Origin of the sequence: Mucilaginibacter sp. (genome assembly GCF_036383575.1) — a bacterium.
Taxonomy (GTDB): domain Bacteria; phylum Bacteroidota; class Bacteroidia; order Sphingobacteriales; family Sphingobacteriaceae; genus Mucilaginibacter.
This window is the reverse complement of record NZ_DASVOB010000289.1, coordinates 1-4,940: the sequence shown is the minus strand read 5'-3', so window position 1 is coordinate 4,940 and position 4,940 is coordinate 1. Positions and strand designations below refer to the sequence as shown.

Annotated in this window: 4 protein-coding genes; 1 reads left to right on the top strand and 3 read right to left on the bottom strand. The window is 42.8% G+C overall.

Annotation, left to right across the window (positions count from 1 at the left end):
- The first annotated feature begins 358 nt into the window (after window positions 1-358).
- On the top strand, window positions 359-1,105 hold the full coding sequence (locus VF500_RS10045) for a hypothetical protein (RefSeq protein ID WP_330859547.1): 747 nt from the start codon (window positions 359-361) through the stop codon (window positions 1,103-1,105).
- A 48-nt stretch (window positions 1,106-1,153) separates the two neighbouring features.
- Here the strand turns inward: VF500_RS10045 and VF500_RS10040 are convergent, their stop codons facing one another.
- From VF500_RS10040 to VF500_RS10030, 3 genes are all read right to left on the bottom strand, one after another.
- The gene (locus VF500_RS10040; RefSeq protein WP_330859546.1) at window positions 1,154-2,716 is read right to left on the bottom strand and encodes a glycosyltransferase family 39 protein; all 1,563 of its coding nucleotides are present in this window, start codon (window positions 2,714-2,716) and stop codon (window positions 1,154-1,156) included.
- A gap of 182 nt (window positions 2,717-2,898) precedes the next feature.
- Complete coding sequence (murA, locus tag VF500_RS10035; protein WP_330859545.1) at window positions 2,899-4,206, bottom strand: UDP-N-acetylglucosamine 1-carboxyvinyltransferase; 1,308 nt, start codon at window positions 4,204-4,206, stop codon at window positions 2,899-2,901.
- A 221-nt stretch (window positions 4,207-4,427) separates the two neighbouring features.
- Window positions 4,428-4,940, bottom strand: a 513-nt coding sequence (locus tag VF500_RS10030) for a DUF4290 domain-containing protein (RefSeq protein ID WP_330859544.1), incomplete at its 5' end; no start/stop codon positions are given.

The following is a 4,940-nucleotide window of genomic DNA, read 5'->3' as shown; positions in this document are numbered from 1 at the left end:
ACTTCGATAGACAGGATCTCTGCCATGATCAATAAAGATAACATCGCCGTGCTGGTTGAAGATGGGAATGGCAAAATTGAGATCATTACCCAGTATGATATTATAAACGCTATTTCAGCTTAAGGCTTAAAGCGGAAGGCTGAGAGCTTGGAAGGTGTTGTGCGGCGAGCACGGCACCTTTTTTTGTGAGCGATTTATCTGTACATTAGGGGCATAATCTAAATCGATGCACAAAAATAAACTACTTTTAACCGTTGTCTTCTTAATCGTTTCTATACCAGTTTTTTCCCAGAATAACCAGCCGGTTTTGCTCAAGTGGAAATTGAAACCCAATGAAGTTATTTCTTATAAAACCACAATGGAAGAGGCGAATCCTACTGTCAATACCTTCGATATGAGCGGTGCAATGAAAGCTATGGGAGCCGATTCTGCAAATGTTTCGGGTGCGCGTGATATGATGAAGAAGCTTAGCGCCGCTATGAAGCCTACAAGTATGGTTACCCGACTTACCGAAAAGCGCAAAGACATTATTGATATTGAGCTGACAACAAAAAACGACAATAAATCACTTTTCCCCGGCGTAGACAGTACAAATATGATGGCCGATTTTTTTATGAAAATGGCGAACGGTGTGATGCTTCGCGGTTCTATACACGATGATGGTACAATTGCGAGTTTTTATACTAAAACTGAACAAAAGAATATCATAGCACTGTTTTTTGAGTTACCGGGCAAAGCTATTAAGCAAGGCGACTCATGGCCGCTAAGTGTGAACCTTGTTACTGCCGATCAAAATTTTAAATGTGATTCTTCTTACCACAAAAATGAGGTAACCGCCATTAGGTTTGAAAATATCAATGGTGATAGGGTTGTTACGCTTAAATACGATATTGTTGAATTTATAAAGGGTGATTTTGCTCTGCCTTCTCCCGCGGGCGAGGTATCGAAGGTGCCTACTACTATGAAAATGACATTCCAGGGACTGGCTTCTTTTTCGGTTGAAAAAGGTAAGTGGCTCACATATAACGGCCTGTTAACTTATGACTCAACCGGAATTATGCAGGCTAACTCTAAACAAAATTACGCGTTGGTAGAGGAAAAATAGACTATGTTTATTTAAAAAGCCCCCCTTTAGGGGAGATTTAGAGGGGGCCTACTCCAACCTCTTCTTCGCTAATTCCGGGCTATACCTTTGATTTAATCGGTAATTAGGTGTAATAATAAATACCGCAGTCCCCTTTTCACGGGCGAGCGGATTGCTTACTTCACCAACTTTGGTGAAAGTGCCTATCATTTTTCCTTCCACAAATTCTTTAATGTTTTTGCCGCCGCCGTCATCTACGTAGATCATGTATTTGCATTTGAGGCTGTCGGGTGCCCAAAGGGTGAAGCTGCTATTTAGCGAAATTACATCGGGATAGCCGTATTGTTTGCCATAATGGTGCAGGGCACCGGCTTCGCCGTAGTTATCGGCATAAACTATGGTTTGTTTTTGATCTTCAGGACTGAGGCTTTTGTAGGCTTTATCAACCAGCGCGGCCATGTCATCCCATCCCAGCATATCGGCATAGTCCTGCGTGGTTGCATGTTTTTTACCGTCTTCCCAGGTCATCGAAAAGCGAGCGGGGGGTAGGTGCTTATCCGCAAAGCGAAAAAACGCCAGGGTTTGGTTCATTGGCAAAACGGGCAATAAAATCGGTAGTAATAACGCGTTGGGCAATGTAAATATTACGATCAGCGCGGTGCGCAAAACATAGCCATTTGTTTTTAATAAACGCTCAAAGCCAAACCCACCCGCTGCAAACAGCATAGGGTAAGCACCAAAAATGTAGTAGTTTTTGCCATCCATCATCAATAAAAAAAAGAAGATGAGCGCATAAGCTAATGCCATGAACTGGAAATTACGCAGCCTGAAAGAAAATATCAGGAATGCCAGCCCATTAAGCCATACAAATAAAGCAATGCCATTTACCAGCAATTGCTGTTTTATAAAGTTTGTTGGGGTAATATAATCCAGTTGCTGCTCGCGCAGGGCTTTCATGTGTGTAAATACCGGCATGTGGTGGGTTAGCTGCCAAATGAGGTTAGGCAGCACAATAACTATTGTTATCAATGCTGCACCAAGAATATGTTTATTGAACAATAACTTACGCTGTTTGCTGATAAGGATACCAATAACCAATGAAGCTGCAAAAAACAGCATGGTATATTTAGTGAGTATACCCAGGCCAACGGCGGCCCCCAACCAGTATAAGTATCTTACATCGGTGGTGTTGAGATATTTTATCAGTAACCAAACGGTTAGCACCCACCAAAACTGATCGAACACTACAGGTTGGAAAAGATAATCACTCGCCACAAAAGCAGGCGCGAAAATGAGTGATAAACAAGCAAGGGTTATAGCAAACTTCTTTCCGCCAAATTCAATGACGATGAGGCCGGTAAGCAGGACAATAAGACCGCCAAACAGGGTTGGGAACAATCGTGCGGCAAAAACTGAATTGCCGAAACAAGTAATCGAGATTTTTGCCAGTATGGCTATAAACGGCGGTACTTCCTTGTATCCCCAATCCAAATGATCGGCCAGTACAAGGTGCAGAAACTCGTCACGGTGGAAACCGAAATGAGATATAGCGAAAAGGTTAAGAACAACTTTAATAAATACAAATATCAGTACAAAATAAACGTAGGTAGATTTCCGGTTTTTGTAAGGCATTGTTTATATAATGGATTTTGAGCTTAAAGCCGAAGGCTAAAAGCATAAAGCTATAAAAATATATTTTAAAAGCGATATAAAGCAGAAAGCTCAAAGCATAAGGCTTAAAGCTTTTGCTTGTCCTTATGTTTTGAGCTTTTAATAGGCTTAAAGCTTTTTGCTTTCAGCCTTCAGCTTTTTGCTTATATTCTTGTTATATCAGCGCCCAAAGCTTTAAGCCTGGTATCGATGTGCTGATAGCCGCGTTCAATTTGTTCGATATTGTAAATGGTTGACTGTCCTTGTGCCGAAAGCGCGGCGATCAACAAGGAAACCCCGGCACGGATATCCGGTGAGGTCATAGAGATACCACGCAATTTAACCTGGTTGTCCAGACCGATAACGGTGGCACGGTGCGGATCGCAAAGAATGATCTGCGCGCCCATATCCAATAGCTTATCCACGAAGAATAAACGGCTCTCAAACATTTTCTGGTGAATGAGTACCGAGCCTTTAGCCTGGATGGCAACAACCAGCACAATGCTTAATAAGTCGGGGGTGAAGCCCGGCCATGGTGCATCGGCAATGGTCATGATACTGCCGTCAATGAAAGTTTCTATTTCATAATGTTCCTGTGCGGGAATAAAGATATCATCGCCCCTGAGCTCCAGTTTAATGCCCAAACGCTTAAAAACGTCAGGGATCATGCCCAGTTCCTTGTATTGAACATCTTTAATGGTGATCTCAGAGCCGGTCATGGCAGCCAGGCCAATAAACGAACCGATCTCAATCATATCGGGTAATAAGCGGTGTTCGGTACCGCCCAGTTTTTCGACACCTTCAATAGTTAACAGGTTTGAGCCAATACCGCTGATCTTAGCGCCCATACGGCTCAGCATTTTACAAAGCTGCTGCAGGTAAGGTTCGCAGGCTGCATTATAAATGGTGGTCGTACCTTTAGCTAAAACTGCGGCCATTACCACGTTGGCCGTTCCGGTTACCGAGGCTTCATCCAACAGGATGTAAGTACCATGCAGGTTGGAAGCATCTACATTAAAGAAACCATTTTCGGGATTGTAGTTGAATTGGGCACCCAGTTTCTCGAAACCCAGGAAGTGGGTATCCAACCTGCGGCGACCGATTTTATCGCCACCCGGTTTAGGGATAGAAGCCTTGCCAAAGCGGGCAAGCAAGGGGCCAACTATCATGATAGAACCACGTAAGCCGCCACCTTTTGATTTGAAAGTTTCGGATAAGAAAAAGTCCTGATTGATATCTTTGGCTTCAAAGGTATAAGTATGCTCGTTGATGCGTTCCACAATAACGCCCATATCGCCAAGTAGCTCTATCAGTTTGTTTACATCCTTAATATCAGGGATATTGCTGATGGTTACTTTTTCGGCGGTAAGCAATACGGCAGATATAACCTGTAAAGCTTCGTTTTTTGCACCCTGCGGGGTTATTTCACCTTTTAGCGGTTTGCCGCCGTTTATTACAAATGCGTTAGTCATGCGGAGTTTCGGATAATTGATAAGATCACCAATGATAAACTGTAAAAGCTATGATCGGTTTTGTCAAATAATTTATATGGGGCAAAGATTAGAAAATTAATGCAGATAAAATAAAAGGCGGATGGGATTTATCAATAATGATAAAATACAAAAGCGCCATTGCTTAGTAACTTGCAATGACGCTTTTTTCTTATTTCTAAATCCTCAGGGGGCTCTTGATTTTAATATTTTTTTGCACCGCCATTGTTATTACGGCTGCGGTTTTGGTTGTTATTGCGGTTTTGGTTGTTGTTTTGCCTGCCGCCGTTACTGCCACCACCGCGGTTTTGATTGTTCTGGTTGTTATTACGGCCGCGGTTATTGTTAGTATTATTTTGCTGAAAGTTATTAGGACGGAAATCAACGCGGTTAAGGTTGATGTTCTCTTCCAGTTTCAGTGTACCGCCTGATAAGGCATACAGGTCAGACAGGATACTTTCGTCGCTTACTGAGTCTTTATTCCACTGCACGTAAGCCATTTTCATGAAGTTTGCTATGGCCTGGATCATATGACGTTTGCGTTCGGGCTCCTCAATGGCTTTAGCCTTTTCAATCATCAGCTCAATGGTTTTGCCATAGTGCTTGTATTTGATGCGCTGGTTTGGATAGCGTAAAGGTGCCGGCTTAATATGAGCCGCTTCAGGTAATGGTTTTGGGTAAGGCGAGTCCACATCGATCTGGTAATCGGATATGAT

Coding starts and splice junctions, on each gene's coding strand:
- VF500_RS10045 (WP_330859547.1), top strand. CDS start 359: ATGGAAGAGGCGAATCCTACTGTCAATACCTTCGATATGAGCGGTGCA.
- VF500_RS10040 (WP_330859546.1), bottom strand. CDS start 2,716: ATGCCTTACAAAAACCGGAAATCTACCTACGTTTATTTTGTACTGATA.
- murA (WP_330859545.1), bottom strand. CDS start 4,206: ATGACTAACGCATTTGTAATAAACGGCGGCAAACCGCTAAAAGGTGAA.